At 70.1% G+C, this 13,061-nt stretch carries 14 protein-coding genes; 7 read left to right on the top strand and 7 right to left on the bottom strand.

The window, feature by feature from the left end; all coding sequences use genetic code 11:
• Positions 1 to 108 precede the first annotated feature (108 nt).
• Complete coding sequence (locus tag ABZ815_RS37495; protein WP_357705947.1) at positions 109 to 492, top strand: tyrosine-type recombinase/integrase; 384 nt, start codon at positions 109 to 111, stop codon at positions 490 to 492.
• A gap of 91 nt (positions 493 to 583) precedes the next feature.
• Here the strand turns inward: ABZ815_RS37495 and ABZ815_RS37490 are convergent, their stop codons facing one another.
• The 3 genes from ABZ815_RS37490 to ABZ815_RS37480 form a co-directional block, all read right to left on the bottom strand.
• Positions 584 to 730 (bottom strand): hypothetical protein, encoded by a 147-nt coding sequence (locus ABZ815_RS37490; protein WP_357705946.1) that lies wholly within the window; start codon positions 728 to 730, stop codon positions 584 to 586.
• Between the two features lie 51 nt (positions 731 to 781).
• Positions 782 to 1,597, bottom strand: coding sequence for a hypothetical protein (locus tag ABZ815_RS37485; RefSeq protein ID WP_357705945.1), 816 nt, complete (start codon positions 1,595 to 1,597; stop codon positions 782 to 784).
• A 305-nt stretch (positions 1,598 to 1,902) separates the two neighbouring features.
• A complete protein-coding gene (locus ABZ815_RS37480) occupies positions 1,903 to 2,277 on the bottom strand; it encodes a hypothetical protein (protein ID WP_357705944.1) in 375 nt (124 codons plus the stop codon).
• A gap of 1,114 nt (positions 2,278 to 3,391) precedes the next feature.
• Here ABZ815_RS37480 and ABZ815_RS37475 point away from each other — a divergent pair.
• The 4 genes from ABZ815_RS37475 (at position 3,392) to ABZ815_RS37460 (ending at position 8,058) form a co-directional block, all read left to right on the top strand.
• Positions 3,392 to 3,826, top strand: coding sequence for a DUF3237 domain-containing protein (locus ABZ815_RS37475; protein ID WP_357705943.1), 435 nt, complete (start codon positions 3,392 to 3,394; stop codon positions 3,824 to 3,826).
• 55 nt (positions 3,827 to 3,881) lie between these two features.
• Positions 3,882 to 6,650, top strand: coding sequence for an AAA family ATPase (locus tag ABZ815_RS37470; protein ID WP_357705942.1), 2,769 nt, complete (start codon positions 3,882 to 3,884; stop codon positions 6,648 to 6,650).
• Between the two features lie 134 nt (positions 6,651 to 6,784).
• Complete coding sequence (locus tag ABZ815_RS37465) at positions 6,785 to 7,159, top strand: hypothetical protein (RefSeq protein WP_357705941.1); 375 nt, start codon at positions 6,785 to 6,787, stop codon at positions 7,157 to 7,159.
• Positions 7,160 to 7,233: 74 nt separating this feature from the next.
• Entirely contained in the window at positions 7,234 to 8,058 is an 825-nt protein-coding gene (locus ABZ815_RS37460; RefSeq protein ID WP_357705940.1) for an enoyl-CoA hydratase/isomerase family protein, read from the top strand.
• Between the two features lie 3 nt (positions 8,059 to 8,061).
• Here the strand turns inward: ABZ815_RS37460 and ABZ815_RS37455 are convergent, their stop codons facing one another.
• The 4 genes from ABZ815_RS37455 to ABZ815_RS37440 form a co-directional block, all read right to left on the bottom strand.
• Entirely contained in the window at positions 8,062 to 8,673 is a 612-nt protein-coding gene (locus tag ABZ815_RS37455) for a hypothetical protein (protein ID WP_357705939.1), read from the bottom strand.
• Positions 8,674 to 8,759: 86 nt separating this feature from the next.
• Positions 8,760 to 9,173 carry a hypothetical protein gene (locus ABZ815_RS37450; RefSeq protein ID WP_357705938.1) on the bottom strand — a complete coding sequence of 138 codons (414 nt, stop codon included), beginning with the start codon at positions 9,171 to 9,173 and terminating at the stop codon, positions 8,760 to 8,762.
• A 9-nt stretch (positions 9,174 to 9,182) separates the two neighbouring features.
• Positions 9,183 to 9,554 (bottom strand): transposase, encoded by a 372-nt coding sequence (locus tag ABZ815_RS37445; protein WP_357706042.1) that lies wholly within the window; start codon positions 9,552 to 9,554, stop codon positions 9,183 to 9,185.
• A gap of 492 nt (positions 9,555 to 10,046) precedes the next feature.
• Positions 10,047 to 11,369: an NAD(P)/FAD-dependent oxidoreductase gene (locus tag ABZ815_RS37440; protein WP_357705937.1), complete on the bottom strand. Its 1,323-nt coding sequence runs from the start codon at positions 11,367 to 11,369 to the stop codon at positions 10,047 to 10,049.
• Positions 11,370 to 11,550: 181 nt separating this feature from the next.
• Between ABZ815_RS37440 and ABZ815_RS37435 the strand changes: the two genes are divergently transcribed.
• Together ABZ815_RS37435 and ABZ815_RS37430 are read left to right on the top strand one after the other, a co-directional pair.
• Positions 11,551 to 12,378 (top strand): alpha/beta hydrolase, encoded by an 828-nt coding sequence (locus tag ABZ815_RS37435; RefSeq protein WP_357705936.1) that lies wholly within the window; start codon positions 11,551 to 11,553, stop codon positions 12,376 to 12,378.
• Between the two features lie 5 nt (positions 12,379 to 12,383).
• Positions 12,384 to 13,016 (top strand): VOC family protein, encoded by a 633-nt coding sequence (locus tag ABZ815_RS37430; RefSeq protein WP_357705935.1) that lies wholly within the window; start codon positions 12,384 to 12,386, stop codon positions 13,014 to 13,016.
• The last annotated feature ends 45 nt before the right edge of the window (positions 13,017 to 13,061 follow it).

Raw genomic sequence — 13,061 nt, 5'->3', positions numbered from 1 at the left:
GCCGACGGCCTGGAGCTGTACGTCCCCTTCAGCAAGACTGACCAGGACGCCCATGGCGAGATCGTCGCCATCCCCTACGGCCAGCATCCGCAGACCTGCCCCGTCCGGGTGACCCGCGCATGGCTCGCCGACCTGGCGGGCGCCGGCATGACGACCGGGCCGCTGTTTCGCCCGATCGACCGGCACGGCCGCATCGCCGCCCGCGCCCATCCGGCTGCCGGTCGCGGCCGCCGCGAACGGCTGACCCCGCAGACCGTCAACCTGATCGTCAAACGCGCCGCCGCAGCCGCCGGCCTCGACCACGCCGAGGCCTACACCGCCCACGGCCTGCGCGCCGGCGGCGCCACCTCCGCTGCCAAGGCCGGCGCGCCCATGTCCGCGATCACCCGCCATGGACGCTGGGCCGACAGAGTGGGCGACGGCGGTGACCATGTCGCGTGGCCTGCGGCTGGTCCCAAAACGCGGCCGAGGCGATGGTGGCTCGCCGGGTAGGGTCTGGAGGAGCCGGTGGTAGGAGTCGGCGCCGAGCCGAAGAGGTACGGCTCGATCTTCCGGGCGTGGCATCTGCTCGTGTCCGTGCTGCTCAGATCTCGCCAAGCGCCGCTGCCGACGGAGAACCCGGTTCCACGGTGTAGAGGCCGAGCGTCTGGCCTGGGGCCCCGGCCGAGGTGAAGGCCTCGAAGCCGAGGGTGAGTTCGCCGGCGCGACAACCTGCAGGACGTCCGCTCATCCTGTCCCGATGCCGTGTGTCACGGTTCAGGATCCGAAGTCGTTCGAGGCGTCAGCCGATGGCCTGTCGCCACGCCGGGGCGAGCGCGATCCGCCGGAGTTGCTCAAGAGTCAGCGCCGGTACGCTGCGGTCGGCGGGAAGACGGTAGGCGCCCGCGTTGAGTGCCGAGATCACCACCCTCAGGCCGTCCGCGCCGAGGGTGTCGACGGTCCATTCGATCGCGCCCGCTCCCCCGCGCGGCGCCGGCCCCTGGCGCACCCCGACGCGAGTGCCGTCAGGCAGTGTGGCGGCGTTCCGGAACACCTGTGCCATGGCAGCGTCACCCGGCTTCCACTGCTGGACGTTCACGGCGACCAGGCTCTTGCCGTGGCCGTCGTCGGCCGTGACGTGCCCGAAGCCGTCGGCACCGCCCGGTCGCCCGGCGCGCACGCCTGCCGGAAGCAGTCGCTCGATGACGCGACTGATCTGCGGCGCGGTCAGCCGGGGTACCGATCCGGTACGGGGAGCGGCAGGCGGCGCGGGCATGGCCACGAGAACCGGGTGCCACACGGGAGAGGTCGCCACGGCGGCGAGTTGCTGATGAGTCAGAGGAAGAGTGGACCGACCGGCCGCCGACACGAAGACCTGCCTGCCGTCCCCGTAAGTGAGCAGAGCACTGAGGAGTTCGCCCCCTGATGGGTTGTTCTCATCGCTCGGGGAGCGGTCCAGCACGAGCCTGGCCCCGCTGGGCAGGACGGTCAGGATGCAGCGGCTGTAGGGGTGATAGGCGGAGTCCGGGCACTGGGCGTACTGGACCGGAACGGGGACGGGCCATCTGTTGAGCTTCACCACTACTTTCGCCGAGCTCCCGCCCGCCTCGAAGAGCACTTGAGCGGAGGGCGCCGGACCGGGCTCGGCGCTCAGTCCCCGTCCCTGCTGCCCTGAGAGTCTTCCCGGCGGAAGCTGGGTCTGGAGCAGATGAACCATCTGCTGGGCGGATACACCCGCTGCGGCGGATTCCGCGGGCCGAGCGGCAGCGCAGCCGGCGACGGCGACGGCGACGGCGAGGACGGACGTTGCGATCGAGGCGAGCAAGCGGACTGTTCTGCGCGGCCTGACTGGCATGGCGGGCCTCCGTTCATTCGATTCACCGGGCCTGCCCGGGGGGCGTCCGCCCCCCGGGCGGGGACAGGTCAGGCTCCGGGGTAGGAGATCGAGCTGATGGAGTTGTCGTAGGGGTAGTCCAGCGCGTTCCAGACGGAGTTCGGCGCGAAGTAGCCGTAGGTGCCCTGGAAGTTGACGTTCGTCCAGGCCTCGATGGCGACCGAGTTGGTCTTGATGGAGGAGATGGCGTCGTTGTAGGCCCAGGCGCGCAGGTCGGGCACCCTGGGCGGGTTGGTGTTGGTGCCGGTCAGGCAGGCGCGGGTGATCTCCCACATGTTCCAGTCGTCGCACAGCTTCCACGTGCCGGTGGCGGCGGCGGCGGGGCCGGCCGCGACGCCGTTGATCCCGATGCCCAGGACCAGGCTCGTAGCGGTCGCGATCAGGGCCTTGCGGAAACCTCTCATGATGATTCCCTTCTTGGTTCGTCCCTCCGTCCCACGACGGAGGTTGTTCGAGCGGGTTGGGGACGTGCTTGGGCGAACAGTCCAGAGAACTGGGTGGGCGGCGCCGTCATCGTGAAACGCGCGGCCCTTGACGAGACCAGGTCTCTAGGCACCATCCACCGACATCGACATCACTTTCAGTACAGGCTTGGACACTGTCTGTAACTTTCAAGGGAGGGTTTCGGACCGCCCCGGCGCGTTCCTGCGCGTCGGATCCGAGCGGAACAGTGCCGGAACGCCATGGGGCACCGGGCTCGGGCGCCTCGGCAGCAGACCTGAAGCGGTCAGGTCTCGGGTGCGCTCGGCGGAGACTCATGTTGCCCGGGTTCCGGGGTCTAGCCGCCGGTCGCAGGAGTCAGGCCGCCGACGTGGACCGAGTCGGACAGCCGCACCCGCTCGCTTCCGCACCGGCCTCGTGACAGCGGTCGCCTGCGGGGTTCCCGGTGGCGATGGCTCGTCGGACATCTCTGCTCCTCGGTGTGGCCGCCGGCTCGCTGGTCCGGATGCCTGGGGGATGATGTCTTCACGATCGTGCGCGGCCGACTCGCTTCGCGCCCGTGACAGGCCCTGGTCCTACCCTGGCCCCCTCGCTGGCTCGACGGCCCGCAGCGAGGGCGATCGCGGCCGGCACGAGCAGGGCCCTGCGGCGCCGAGGGCACCGACGCCGGCTCTGGCTTGGGCGTGGGCGCGATGCCAGGCGCGGCGGTCCGGATCGGCCTGCGGGTCGGCGGCCTCGGCCAGCGCCGCCTGCCCGCGTAGGACCGTGTGGGGCCATGGCGACCTTCCCGCCGAGCGAGCTGACGTCGACCACCGGCTTGAGCGGCGCAGCTGGGCGGGCAGCAACGTCCGGGAACGGCCACTCGCCGAACAGGTTGACCTCGAACAGCCGCCGCCACTCCTCCAGCGGCAGGGCCTCGATGAGCCAAACGGCCTCCGCCGGGCCCGCCAACACGGCTCTTTCCGCACGCCCCAGTCCATCGCGCTGACCGCGGAGGCGAAACGGTCGAACGAGCAGGCCTCACACCAGTGGGTCACACGGGCGCGAGCCGGCGACCCGGCGCGTCAGGCTGGACGAATGATCAATGAACTGCCCAGCCCAACTCTCACGCAGGTGCTTCGCCTGCACGTCGTGCTCGGCGCCCCCCTCGATCTCGGTGACGCCGGACACGGCAGGCGCTTGATCGTGCCCATGACCGGCGGCCGGTTCAGCGGCCCAGAGCTCAATGGCAACCTGGTGCCCGAAGCCGCCGCCGACCGGCAGATCACGCTTTCTGACGGCACGATTCTGGGCGATCTGCGATGCACGCTGCGCACGGACCTCGGTCACCTGCTCCAGATGCGCTCACGCACGGTCACGTACGGCGATGCGCCGGGCGAACTCCCGATCCGCGCCACCACGCGGCTGGAAGCCACCGATCGGCATCTTCGCTGGGTCAACCGGGGGGTGTTCGTCAGCGTCGGGTCCCTCCGTGGCTACAGCGCGATCTACGAGACGTATCTGGTGTCATAAGTCGCTCCACCGCGACAGATCGCCGCCGCTACCGGCCCACGGTCATACTGCTGTCATGACCGACCGCGCGTGGTCCGGACCGCACCTGCTCGGTCGCGGGGCCGAGTGCGCCGCCATTGACGCCCTGCTCGATCGCGCTCGCGACGGCCACGGATCGGTGCTGGTCCTGCGCGGTGAGAGCGGCGTGGGCAAGTCGGCGCTGCTGGACTACGGAGCCGCCCGCGCCTCGGCCTTCCGCCTGGCCCGGGTGGCCGGAGTGGAGTCGGAAGCAGAGCTGATGGGCGCCGGCCTGCAACGGCTCCTCGGGCCGTCGCTGATCGAGGGGGCCGAGCAGTTGCCCGCCCCCCAACGAGACGCGCTCCAGATCACGCTGGGGCAGCGGGAAGGGCCGGCCGCCGATCGGTTCCTGGTCGGCCTGGCCGTCCTCGGCGTGCTGAGCGAGCTCGCCGACCAGCGGCCGTTGCTGGTCGTGGTCGACGACGCGCAGTGGCTGGATTCGGTCTCCACCCAGGTCCTCGCCTTCGTCGCCAGAAGACTGGCGGCCGAGCACATGGCGATGGTGTTCTCCCTGCGCGAGCCCGGGGATCACACCGAGCTCGACGGGCTGCCCGCCCTGCCCGTGGCGGGCCTCGGCGATCACGACGCCCGCCTGCTCCTGAGCTCGGTCCTCCCCGGCAGGCTGGACGCGCAGATACGCGATCGGATCGTGGCCGAGACCCGCGGCAACCCCCTGGCCCTGCTGGAACTGCCCGCCGCGATGACACCGGCCGAACTGGCCGGCGGGTTCGGGCTGCCCGACGCCCGGATGCTGTCCGGGCGCATCGAGCACAGCTTCGTCCGGCGTATCGAGGCGTTGCCCAGCCACACCCGGCTGCTGCTGTTCACCGCCGCCGCCGAGCCGGTCGGCGACGTGCTGCTGCTGATGCGCGCGCTGGAGCACCTGGGCATCACCATCGGCGCCGCCGAGCCCGCCGAGGCCGCGGGCCTGATCGATCTCGGCCCGCGGGTCGCCTTCCGCCATCCTGCGGTCAGGACAGCCGCCTACCGGGCCGCGCCGCCGCAGGTGCGCCGTCGCGGGCACGCGGCGCTGGCCGAGGCCACCGACCCCGAAGCCGACCCGGACCGCCGCGCCTGGCACCGCGCCCACGCCACCGCGGCGCCCGACGAGGACGTCGCGGCCGATCTGGAGCACCGCGCCGCCCACGCCCAGGCCAGAGCCGGCGCCGAAGCAGCCGCGGCCTTCTTGGAGCGGGCGGCCGAGCTGACACCCGACCCACGGCTGCGCGGAGCGCGAGCGCTGGCCGCCGCTCAGGCCAAGCTCGACGCCGGTGCCCTCGGCGCCGCTGAGGCGCTGCTCGCGCTGGCCGCGATCGCCCCGCTCGACGCCATCGACCGGGCGCGGCTGGAGCGCGTGCGCGCCCACATCGCCTTCGCGCGCACCCGAGGCAACGACACCCCCACGCTGCTCAGCGCGGCAGCCACGCAACTCGAACAAGCCGATCCCGAGCTGGCGCGCGAGACCCATCTGGAGGCCATGTGGGCGTTGATGCGCAGCGGCAGATTCGGCCGCCCGGGCGGGGTCCTGGCGGCCGCCGCCGCCGCGCTCGCACCAGTCGGTGACCATCCTGTCCGGGCGGTCGACCAGTTCCTCGACGTGCTCGTCACCCGGGCGACCCGCGAGTACGTCCAGGTGCTGCCGTCAGTGCGGCGGGCGATCGCGACCTTCCGCCGCGAGGGCTTCCGGCGCGACAACATCGCCTGGTGCTGGCTGGCTTGCCAGCTGGCCATGGACGTGTGGGACGACGAGGCGTGCGCGGCGATGGCGGGCGGTCTGGCCGAGGCGGCCCGTGAGGGCGGCCTGCTCACGGTCTTGCCGTTCGCGCTGAACTACTCCGCCGCCCACCATCTGTTCGCCGGCCGCTTCGATCTGGCCCAGCAGCTCATCCAGGAAGCCGACTCGATCACCCAGGCGACGCGCAACGTCGCCATCGCCGACTTCTCCATCCTGCTCGCCGCCTGGCGAGGAGACCGGGAACGAACCCTCGGCATGCGCGATCAGATCATCGCCGAGGCGACCGACCGCGGCGAGGGTTTCGTCGTGGAGGCGGTGGAGTGGGCCGCCGCGACCCTGCATCTGGGCTACGGCGAGTACGGCGAGGCCACCGACGCGGCCCGCCGGGCCGCCGAGCCGGAGGGCATCGGGTTCACCGTGTGGGTGCTCCCCGAACTGATCGAGGCCGCCGTCCGCGCCGGCGACGCGGCAACGGCACATCAGGCCTTTGAGCGGCTGGAGGAACGTTCGGCGACCAGCGACACGCCCTGGGCGCGCGGCATCGAAACCCGTTCCCGGGCACTGCTGAGCGAGGATGGCGAGGCTGAGGAGCTGTACCGGGACTCCATCGAGCACCTGGCCCGATCCCGCGTCGCCGTCCACCACGCCAGAGCACAGCTGATCTACGGGGAGTGGCTGCGCAGACAGAACCGCAGGGTCGACGCACGAGCCCAGCTCAAAGCCGCTTTCCACGCTTTCGACACCATGGGCGCGCAGGCCTTCGCCAGCCGTGCTGAACGCGAACTGCTGGCGACCGGCGAAACCGTCCACAAGCGATCCACGGGCCCGAGCGTCCGGCTCACCCCTCAGGAGGCGCAGATCGCCCAGCTGGCCGGCGACGGGAACACCAACCCGGAGATCGCGGCCCGCCTGTTCGTGAGTCACCGCACTGTCGAATGGCACCTGCGCAAGGTTTTCAGCAAGCTCGCCATCACCTCACGCAAGGAACTGGCGCGAGCGCTTCAGACCACCGGGAACCTCTCAGCGGTCTGACCCTCCCGGGGGGGACCAGGGTAAGGCCAGGGGCTGTTACGGGCGCGAGGCGTCACGATCGCAGGCGATCGTGGACGTGTCACCCCCGGGGTCGCCTGAGCGAGCGGCCCCCACAGCCCACCACGGGAGAAGACATGTCCGCCAAGCGCAGAAGCATCACCATCCTGTTCGCCGCCCTGGCCACCGGCGCCGCGCTCGTGGCCACCTCGCCCAGCGCCCTGGCGCAGGGCAACTGCTACCACTTCGGCTACGCCGGCTACGCGCAGCTTTTCACCGGGTACAACTTCGACGGCGACTGCTTCGAGGTCCAGGTGGGCACCGGATGGCATACCCTTCCTGCCTACGCCAGCAGGAAGATCTCCTCGGTCAGAAGCTGGGGCTGGAACGGAAGCGAGCAGGTCCAACTGGCCGACTCGGTCTACAACGGCGGCCTGAACATCCCCGCCGGCAGCTGGGTCACCAACCTCGACTACATGGACGACAAGACCGACCACGTCAAATTCGACTGAACACGAAGACGCCGTGGAGTACGGCCCTGCTGTACTCCACGGCGACGTTGATGCCCTCGAGAGGGGGAACAAGCATGACGTATCGGACTCTGCACCTCACGCGGGCGGACGAGGGCGTACTAGGGGTGGTGATGGACGCGCCGCCGATGAACCTGATCGGACCTGAGCTGGTCCGCGACCTGGTGAACCTGGTTGGCCGGCTGGCAACGGCACAGGATGTCCGGGTCGTGGTCCTGGAGAGCGCCGACCCCGAGTACTTTGTCCCCCACGTCGACCTGACCAAGGTCGCCGACTACACCGCCGAGGCGGCCAAGGCGGGCGGCCCGGGCGACGCCTCGCTCGGCATGCTGTGGCATCGGCTCAGCGATCTGCCGGTCGTGACGATCGCGAAGATCCGCGGCCGGGCCCGCGGGGCGGGCAGCGAACTGGCGCTGGCCTGCGACATGCGCTTCGCCGCCCTGGAGAACGCCGTCCTCGGGCAGATCGAGGTCGGCACCGGTGCCCCTCCCGGCGCAGGCGGCATGCAGCACCTCGCCCGGCTGCTGGGAAGAGGGCGGGCGATGGAGGTGATCCTCGGATCCGAGGACTTCGACGCCCGTACGGCAGAGCGGTACGGCTGGATCAACCGGGCGGTTCCCGATGCCGAACTGGACGCCTTCGTGGCCCGCCTCGCCCGGCGGATCGCGTCGTTCCCCGCCGAAGGGGTCCGTACGGCCAAGCGGGTCCTCAACGAGCTGACCCTGCCCGCAGCCGACGCCTTCCGCGCGGACGCGATCCGCTTCCGAGACTTGGTCACGGCAGAAGCCACCCAAACCAGGGTGAAGACCCTCTTCGCCCAGGGACTGCAGACGCGGGGGCCACTCGAACTCAACCTGGGCGACCGCCTCGGCGACCTGTGAAGATCAACGCAACGTGAGCCCGCTTCCTCTGTGGACGACCCCGAGAGCACGCTCGACCGTCTCGTCGTTCTCTCCGACCGGCGCGACATAGTCGAGCACGGCGCGGGCCGCCGACTCACCGAGTGTGCGGGTGATCACCCACGTGGCAAGGTACTGCGACGCAAGGCACCCACCAGCCGTCGCGATGTTTCCCTGGGCATGGAAGGGCACATCCAGGACCGTGACATTCTCCGCCTCGACGAACGGCCGACTCGTCCGGTCAGTGCAGACCGGCATACCGCCCAGCAACCCCAGGCGCGCCAGCACCAGCGCCCCGGAGCACTGCGATCCGATGAGCTGCCTTCCGGGATCGAGCGGCAGCATGGACAGCAGCCGATCGTCGGCGACCACGTCGCGGGTCTTCACCCCGCTCCCGATGAGCACGACCTCGGCCTCGGTCACGAACTCGATCGGCCGCTGCCCGGTCACCGGAACGCCGTTCATCGACGTGACGACGGGCGTCGGCGTGGTGATGAACGCTTCCAGCCCGTCGGGCCGGCACCGGTTGATCAGCGCCGAGGCGATGAAACTGTCCAGCTCGTTGAACCCGTCGAAGGTGACCACCGCTACCCGCATGACGACTCCCCGAAATCAGACCCGACAGCTGCGGCCAGGTTGGCGCGCGCCATCCTGACATCATCACCCATCTATGGCCTTTTGCTCTATCGGGGCAGATGTTGGATCGAGCTGGAGTCCTTGAGCCCCGCAGGTGGCGACCGCGACTTCGCCGTCCGTGACCACACCGGCTTCGGAACCGCCCCGCTGGGCAGATGGTCCACCTCCAGAAGGATCACGGTGCCCTCGATCGTCGGCAGTTCAGCCGAATCGACCCAGGCCGCACGGCGGGTCAACCGCGGGTGCAGCCGATCCCAAGACCAGGCGGTGGCGCGCCCATACAGGCGGGTCTCAGCTTCGGTGGCCACGTCAGGCTCGTCCCAACTGCCCAGGTCACCGAAGACGAACTCGCCCCCATGACGCGGCAACTGGCCGTTGGTCCCCGGCACCCGCGCTGGGCCGAACAGCGCGGCACCCGATCCGAACGCATTCTGGCCGGGATCTGCCGTCTCCAACGCCACCACGAACGATTACGGCCAGCCCGGGATCATGATGTGCTGGTCCTTACCCCGCCCATAGGTGTGGCACAAAATCCGCTCCGGCGAGGTGTGCGCGTCCGGCCGCAGCCGGCAAGTCACATCCACTGCCAGCACCAACCACCCGTCTGCCGCTCTGGGCAAGGGCACTGTGCTCAACGCCTGACGCAGGCGCCCCACGTCGGGCCGGCCCCGATTCAACGCCGCATACAGCGCCCCATGGCCTCGACGGTGCTCACCGACCAGGGACAACTCCACCAGCGAACACACAGGTACATCACTGCATAACACCGCCTCGGCCAGCCCGATTGTCGCATCGGCCCGCGCCGTCAGACAGCCATAGAACTCAGCCCGGAACCGCGTCAGCTCCCCCGTGCATCAGCCGGCCATAGATAGGCACACTAGTCGTCACGACAGCCCTTGGTCATGAATCTTCTTCCCTCGACAAGGAGAATGATCATCCAAGGGCTGTCTTGTTGCAGCCGAGTCTCCAGTAGAGGGCCTGACCTCGGCAATGAGTGCTCGTTTGGGCTGGTGACACGTTCGTCAACGGCCTCCCGAACCCTCCTGGACGCTGGTCGCCGTCCAGGACAAGGCCAGCTCGCTCAAGCTGGAGCTCTCCATGTACAAGCATGCCAAGTCCACGGGTACGAGACCACCGCCTCTCACGTCCCGATGATCAGTCAGTCATCCTTGGTCACGCATCATCCAGAACGCCGCCCGCTCTCTCAGCTCATCTCAGATCGCCACGTTCGGCGAGGGAGGCCGGATACGGGCAGGTATTCATGTTGCCTGCGAACGTCCGGCGGAGCTCCGGTCACTCGGCCGACCTGGAGATCCACCGTTCATCGAGCTCTCTCACAGCAGGGCGCGCAGCACCGGCTGGAGGGCGCGGTGGAAGGTCGGGTACGCGAAGTGCATCTCCGCCAGCGTCGCGATCGGGACCTGCGCGTGGATCGCGGTAACGAGGGCGGATAACACCTCGCCACCCATGCTGCCGACGACGGTCCCGCCGATCAGCACACCCCGCTCCACGTCGGCCACGAGTTTGATCGGGCCGCTCTCGCCGGCGATCCAGCCGCGCGTGCCCAGGTCGCCGGTCGCCGTCCTGACGTCGACGCCGCGTTCGCGGGCCGCCGCCTCGGTGAGGCCGACGGAGCCGACCTCGGGCGCGGTGAAGGTGACACGGCCGACGGCCCGGTAGTCGGCCCAAGGGCCGTCGGCACCGGTCAAGTCGCGGATGACGAGGTCGGCCTGGTACATCGACATGTGCGTGAAGGCGCCCTTGCCGGTGATGTCGCCGATGGCCCAGACGCCGTCGGCGACGCGCATCCGCTCGTCGGGGTCCAGGACGCGGGCCTGCGGGTCCAGCCCGACGTGCTCCAGGCCGAGATCGCTCAGGTTGTTGCGTCGGCCGGCGGCGACCAGCAGGCGTTCCGCGATGACCACGTCATCGTCGAGGTGGATGCTGAAGCGGTCGCCGTCGTGCTCGACGCGTTCGGCTCGCGCCGACGTACGCACGGTGATGCGGTCGGCGGCGAAGGCCGCCGCGACCACGGCGGACGCCTCGGGCTCCTCCACGGCGAGCAGCCGATCGGAGGCCTCGATCACCGTCACCTCGACTCCGAAGGCGGCCAGGGCCTGGGCGAGTTCGCTGCCGATCGCGCCGCCGCCGAGAACGGCCAGGGAGGCGGGCAGTTCGGTGAGCCGGACGACGTCCCTGTTGGTCCAGTACGGGGTGCCGGCCAGGCCCGGGATCGGCGGCGCGGACGGCGAGGTGCCGGTGTTGAGCACGATGCCGCGCCGGGCCGTGTAGGACGTCGTCGACCCGTCGGCCGCGGTGACGGTGACCGTACGGGGCCCGGTGATGCGGCCACGGCCGCGCGCGAAGACGGCCCCGGCGGCGACCAGCCGGTCGACGGCGACCTGGTCGTTCCAGTCGTCGGTGGCCTCGTCGCGGATGCGGTCGGCGACCGGTCTCCAGTCGGGGTGGACGCTCGCCGTCTTGGCGTGCCGGGCCGTGCGGAGCTTGTCGGCCGCGGCGATCATCATCTTGCTGGGAACGCACCCGAAGTACGGGCATTCGCCACCCACCAGGCGCTCGTCCACGCCGACGACCGACAGCCCGGCCTTGGCCAGGCTCCCGGCCACGTGCTCGCCGCCGGGGCCCAAGCCGATCACTACGACATCGCACTCCATGACCTTGTCCCTTTCCTGTGGGTCCGTCTTGTCCTATGACCATGCAGTACCTCCCCGTCGCGTCGCACCCGTGTTCGCCCCTGGGCCGTAGGCCAGGGCTCGTCCCTGGTGCGACGGGAGCGCCGCCCGGACGAAGCTGAGGGCGTTCATGAAGGAGGAAGACATGATCACCACCAAGACCATCACCGTGGACGGGCTCACCGTCCGCTACGCCGAGACTGAGCCGCGCGGTCCCCACGCGCTGCTCCTCAGCCCATGGCCTGAGAGCCTGTACGCCTTCGAGCCGATGTGGGAGGAACTGGCGGGCGGCGTCCACCTGGTCGCCGTCGACCTGCCCGGGTTCGGCCGTTCGCAGGGTCGCCCGGACGTCCTCACCCCACGCGCCACCGGCGCCTTCATGCTCCGGCTCATGGACGCCCTCGGGCTCGACCAGACTCACGTCGTCGGGCCGGACGTGGGCACCAGCGCCTCGCTGTTCGCGGCGGCCAGCCGGCCCGAGCGCTTCCACAGCCTCGTCATCGGCGGCGGAGCCGCCTCCGCAAGCCTGGAGATCGGCGAACCGCTCGCCGCCTGGGTCCGTGACCCCGACCTGACCTGGTACGAGCGCAACGCCCCCGAGATCATGCGAATGACCCTGGACAACATCTACCCGGCCACGCCGCTGCCCGAGCACGTGCGCGAGGACTACACCGCCTCCTACGCCGGGCTCCGCTTCGCCGAATCGATGCAGTACGTCCGCACCTACCCGACCGAGCTCGACGCCCTCGAACCGCTGCTCCCGGCCATCCGCACCCCGGTCCGGATCATCGCCCCCGCGAAAGACCTGGTCGTCCCGCGCGCCCACGGCGAGTTCCTCGCCACCCGGCTGCCCAACAGCACGCTCGACGTCGTCGACGCCGGGCACTTCGCCTGGGAGGAAGCCCCGAAGGCCTACGCCTCCCTCGTCCTGAATTGGTGGGACCGCCACCAGCCCACGGAAACCGGAAGGTGAACATCATGAAGCAGACGGACCTCAAGGTCGAAGCCGTCGTCATCCCCGTATCCGACGTCGACCGTTCCAAGAAGTTCTACCAGGACCTGGGCTGGCGGCTGGACGCCGACTTCGCCTTCGACAACGGCTTCCGCGTCGTCCAGGTCACCCCGCCGGGATCGCCCGCCTCCATCCAGTTCGGCACTCTGATCACCGGCCAGAAGCCCGGCACCGCCGAAGGCGTCTACCTGGTCGTCTCCGACATCGCCGCCGCCCGCGAACAGCTCGTGGCCCTCGGCGCCGACGTCAGCGAGGTCTTCCACCCGGACGCGCCCGGCGCCCAGTTCGGCCAGGTCCCCGGCGGCCAGGCCGACGGACCGGCGCCAGAGCAGGCCAGCTACGGCTCCTTCGCGACCTTCCACGATCTGGACGGCAACGCCTACCTGATCCAGGAAGTCACCACCCGCCTGCCCGGACGGATGGAGGGCGACGCCACCACCTACACGACGGAGCATGACCTGGCCGGCGCGCTCGGGAGGGCCGCGACCGCACACGGCGAGCATGAGGCGCGCAACGGCGGCGCCTTCGACGAGAACTGGCCGGACTGGTACGCGGCCTACCTCGTCGCCGAGCAGCACGGCGGCCCGCTGCCTCGATGAGGACAGGCCCATGCCAGCCGGGCGAAATGATCCCTAGACTCGGGG

This window comes from Nonomuraea sp. NPDC047529 (genome assembly GCF_040642995.1).
GTDB lineage: Bacteria > Actinomycetota > Actinomycetes > Streptosporangiales > Streptosporangiaceae > Nonomuraea.
The sequence above is the reverse complement of the archived record's forward strand: the minus strand, read 5'-3'. Positions and strand labels throughout refer to the sequence as shown.